General features: G+C 40.7%; 4 protein-coding genes. All 4 read left to right on the top strand.

Annotation, left to right across the window (positions count from 1 at the left end; all coding sequences use genetic code 11):
- Nucleotides 1-341: RagB/SusD family nutrient uptake outer membrane protein (locus JWQ85_RS10640; protein ID WP_299467707.1), on the top strand; the 341-nt coding region annotated here is incomplete at its 5' end.
- A 189-nt stretch (nucleotides 342-530) separates the two neighbouring features.
- The gene (locus JWQ85_RS10635; RefSeq protein WP_299467705.1) at nucleotides 531-2,957 is read left to right on the top strand and encodes a glycoside hydrolase family 2 TIM barrel-domain containing protein; all 2,427 of its coding nucleotides are present in this window, start codon (nucleotides 531-533) and stop codon (nucleotides 2,955-2,957) included.
- Nucleotides 2,958-2,965: 8 nt separating this feature from the next.
- Complete coding sequence (locus tag JWQ85_RS10630; protein WP_299467704.1) at nucleotides 2,966-4,135, top strand: polysaccharide lyase 6 family protein; 1,170 nt, start codon at nucleotides 2,966-2,968, stop codon at nucleotides 4,133-4,135.
- Between the two features lie 255 nt (nucleotides 4,136-4,390).
- The coding region (locus JWQ85_RS10625) for an ROK family protein (RefSeq protein WP_299467703.1) at nucleotides 4,391-5,037 on the top strand (647 nt) is incomplete at its 3' end.

Below are 5,037 nucleotides of genomic sequence, written 5' to 3'. Positions count from 1 at the left end.
GAGAGCTTTATTGGGAAGAGCCACGTAAAACAGAGCTTACCCGTATGGCCTATATTTTCGCACAAACAGGCAAGGCTGCTTATAATGGTAAAACTTATAATGTGGGAACGTTCTCTACCAACAATTTCTTTTACGATAGGATAATGGAGAAAAATGATTTTTATAAAAACCCGGCAGTTGTTACCAACTCGGGTAACCATTATACTATTTCACCGTATCACGTATTGTGGCCTATACCACAAGGTGATATCGATTTGAATATTAAAGGGCATATAAATCAAAACAAGGGCTACTCGGGGTCCGAAACTAATATCCCTCCGTTAGATAAAGTGACCAATTAACGTTCAGCTTTCAGTTACGGGGTTTTGTTAAAGTGGTCCCCGAAACTGTGAGTAAATGGTTAATATAATTAGTTTGAGTAAACCAGGTCCTGCAATTATGGGCCTGGTTTTATTTAGTATGAGCAGCTGTGTTAACAAGAATATTTAGGTGTAATGAAGTGTAATTGTCAAAAAATATTTGTTTTATTTATGTTGATAGGTTGGTGTAATACCGGCTTAGCTCAGCAAAAGCAACGCTTAACCAATAACTGGGAATTTATAAAGCAAGACCTGGGCGGTGTATGGGAGGCCATAAGGCCGGTTGGTGCGGGCAAGCCCGAGGCATACCCGGTTTGGAGTAAGGTAAATGTTCCGCATTGTTTTAATGATAGGGATGCCGTAGACCCTGATATGAATTATTACCAGGGACCAGGATGGTATCGCACACAAATATCCGTTAACAACCCTTATGCAAGCGGCCGTACGCTATTGCATTTTGAAGGAGCCGGACAAAAAACTAATATTTACATCTATGATAAATTGGTTGGCTCGCACAATGGCGGCTACGATGAATGGACGGTAGATATAACTGAGGCCGTTGCCCAATTTAAAAAGACAAGCACCTTTACCAAACAGTTTAAAGGGAAGATCCCGCTGGAAATACGTTGCGATAATACAAGGGATCTGGAATCTATCCCATCGCAATTGTCTGATTTTAATGTATATGGAGGATTGTACCGCAATGTAAATTTGGTTTATCAACCTGTTATCAGTATTGATAAACTATATGCCAATGCTCAACTGGATAACAGCTTAACAAAAGGATGGATAGACCCCAAAATAACTTTCTATAACCCAACCAACTCAAAAAGCGTAAGCGGCGAATTAATTATTAAGGATGCCGAAGGCAAGGTGATAGCAAAAGAAAATTACAGCACAGATAACTTAGCGGCAGACATATCTCCCGGTAAAATAAATATCAGCAAACCCCATTTGTGGACAACCTACGCCCCTTATTTATACACTATTGAAGTAACTTGCAAAACCGGCATTGAAACCAGTAAGTTGGTAGAAAAGGTTGGTTTCCGCAGTTTTTTGTTTGAAGATAACGGGCCGTTCTATTTGAACGGTAAACGATTGTTATTGAAAGGCACTCATCGACATGAAGACCATGCAGGTGTAGCCGCTGCCTTAACAGATAGCATGATGCATCAGGAAATGCAGTTGATAAAAGATATGGGCGCGAACTTTATCCGTTTGGGTCATTATCAGCAATCAACCACTATTTTAAATTTATGCGATAGCCTGGGTATTTTGGTTTGGGAAGAAGAACCCTGGTGCCGGGGAGGCCTGGGTGGCGATGCCTACAAAGCGAAGGCAAAAAGTATGCTGACCAATATGATTCAACAGCATTATAATCACCCCTCTATAATATTGTGGGGATTGGGGAATGAGAATGATTGGCCGGGCGATTTTCCTGAATTCGATAAGCAGAAGATCCGCAATTTTATGAGCGAACAGAATAACCTTGCTCATCAGCTCGATCCATCCCGTAAAACAACCATTCGCCGTTGTGATTTTTGCAAAGATATCCCAGATATATATTCACCAAGTATCTGGGCGGGCTGGTACAAAGGTTTTTATCCTGATTATAAAAAGTTTACTGAGGAGGAGTTTAAGAAGGTGCCGCACTTTATACATGCCGAATGGGGTGGGGATAGCCATGCCAACAGGCATTCTGAAGAGCCCGATAAGGCGCTGGCCAGGGTCATAAATGGCAAAGGTATTTCGGGAAAAGTTGATTCGAGCCTGTTCGGTGGCATCACTAAAATTGCCGATAATAGCGACTGGAGCGAAACCTATATCTGTAACTTGTTCGACTGGCACCTGAAAGAGCAGGAAACAATGCCCTGGTTAACAGGTTCGGCATTTTGGACGTTTAAAGATTTTTCGACCCCTATTCGCCCGGATAACCCCGTGCCTTATGTAAATCAAAAGGGTGTGGTAGAACGCGATTTTACAAAGAAGGAATCATATTACGTAGTGCAATCCTACTGGTCTAACACCTTAATGGCGCATATCTACGGGCATAGCTGGCCGGTAAGATGGGGCGATGCGGGTGAAGAAAAAATGGTAAAAGTTTACTCTAATGCCGATAAGGCAGAGTTGTTTGTGAACGGCAAAAGTCAGGGTATAAAAACCCGCGATCCGCAGAATTTCCCGGCTGCCGGTTTGCGCTGGATGGTGATTTATAACAAGGGAGTAAATCATATTAAGGTTGTGGCTTACAAAGGCAAAACAATAATAACCGATACTATAAGCCAGTCATATCAAACCGAAAAATGGGGCAAGCCTGCAAAAGTGCAGCTCACTAAATTAAGAGATAAAGATGGTATTGCCACTGTACAGGCAACCCTGTATGACAAAAATAGTGTGCCTTGTCTTGATGCCACTAACTGGATAAACTTTTCCTTAACAGGAATCGGAACTTTGATCGATGATCTGGGCACCTCAAAAGGCTCGCGCAAAATACAGGCTTATAATGGCAGGGCTATCATCAGCGTAAAACTAAACGCAGGCAGTTCAATAATCGGGGTGTTATCACCGGGATTACCGACCGGCTTTTTAAAACTATAAATGGATCTATGAAAAATATATTATTTACAATTGGCTGCCTGTGCATTTTTCAATTAAGCTTTGGCAAAATATACAAGGTGAAAACCGCTGAAGAGTTTAATAAAGTTGCTGTTAGTGTTTTAGCCGGCGATGAAATAGTAATTGCTAATGGTAGTTATAGCAGTTGGGCTACGGTTATTAATAGCAGTGGAACGCTTGATAAACCTATTATTATCCGGGCAGAGAGTCTGGGTAAGGTTATATTCTCGGGAGAGGTACGCCAAGCGGTCTTTCAAATAACGGGGACTTACATCCAGATAAAAGGACTAAAGTTTGAGGATTGCCAATTATTAAAAACCAAGGGTGCTGATGTGGTTTTAATTCAGATGAATGCGGCTAAATATTGCCGTATAACAGATTGCATTTTTACCAAAAATACCGTTGACGCGCAGTTTATGCCCATTGTAGTTGTATCCGGGCAGAGCGAGCATAACCGGGTAGATCATTGCCAATTTACCGGCAACGTTAATAACCAGGAGGTGCAGGTAAGGGTGGCGGCTAATGATGTATCCTTATATACCTTAATAGATCATAACGTATTTATGAATAAGGATAGCGTAATCTGGAAAGGCAACAACGGCGGCGAGTGTGTACAAATAGGGCAGGACCCTATACTATTAGGTAACCGGTATTCTTATGCAACCGTGCGTGATAACCGCTTTATACATTGCAATGGCGAGCCGGAAGTGATCAGCAATAAATCGTCGGGTAACCGATATATTAATAACTACTTTGAGAATTGCCATGGTGAACTGGTACTGCGCGGCGGGCACGAATGCCTTATTGATAGCAATACATTTGCGGGCGGCACAGGCGGTATCCGGGTTAACGGCACCGGCCATACTATTACCAATAACACGCTAAAAGATCTGCCTATTGCTATAAGGTTAATGTATGGTATGGCAAAAGGTAAAATTGATACTGGCTTTTATATTGCCGCAAGCGATTGTGTAATTAAAAACAATCAAATAGCACATTGTGATACCGGTATACTAATAGGCGGTAGCAAAAATGCCGACTGGACAGGCAAATTTGATACCAAGCGATACCCCTCACGTACTATTCAGGATGTTGCGCCATTTAATAACCAATTAGATAATAACAACATAACCGATACCAAAACGCCCGTTTTGCAATAAGAGCTGTTAAATCAGCTAAATTCTGTTTAGTGTTGTAATAACTTCCCTTGAAGGCGTATCACGCTGCCTTCTAATTCGCTGCGCTATTCCATCCCTCAAATAGAAGTACAGCACTAAAATTTCCCTTTTTTTCAACCCATAATAAATGTTAACTAAACAGTAATTTATTAAACATTTGAATAGTTTTTAAAAAAAATAAAAAGTATCTTGATTTATTAAATTAATATTTTAAGTTTGATAAACTATTACTAAAAAATGACTGTTGTAAAAAAGCATAACTTGTTAAGGAAAGAACTTATCAAACAATTTTATTACAATAAAAGCCTTTCTCTTACCGAATTAAGTAAGCTTACGCATAAGAGCTTGCCATTAATAACCAACACGGTTAATCATTTAATAGAAGAAGGGTATGTATTAGAACAGGGCCTTGCCCCTTCTACAGGGGGAAGGCGTGGCGTAGCTTTTCAGTTAAATAGCCAAAAACAACGTTATATTATTGCAGTGGCTGTAGATCAGATAGTTACCCAGGTAGTTATTTACGATTTACTGAATAATGTTAAAATGGAGCCCGAGAAAAAGGAACTCATCCTTGTCGATTCTCCATCATTAATTAGTGAGTTCAGCGAGTTTTTAAAAGACTACATATCCCGTTCTGATATCCCTCTTGACCAGATTTTGGGAATGGGTATTGGTATGCCGGGCTTTGTTAATGCCGAGTTGGGAGTAAATCACAGCTTTTTTAAAACTAAGGCCGGAGTTAACCTCACAAAGCACCTTTCTCAAGAACTTAACCTGCCTGTATTTATAGACAACGACTCCAGTTTAATTGCCTTAGCCGAACTGAAGTTTGGTGCCGGGAGGAATTTGAAAGACGTTTTAGTTGTAAATGTAGGCTGGGGAAC

The organism is Mucilaginibacter sp., from assembly GCF_028288105.1.
Classification (GTDB): Bacteria; Bacteroidota; Bacteroidia; order Sphingobacteriales; family Sphingobacteriaceae; genus Mucilaginibacter.
The sequence above is the reverse complement of the archived record's forward strand: the minus strand, read 5'-3'. Positions and strand labels throughout refer to the sequence as shown.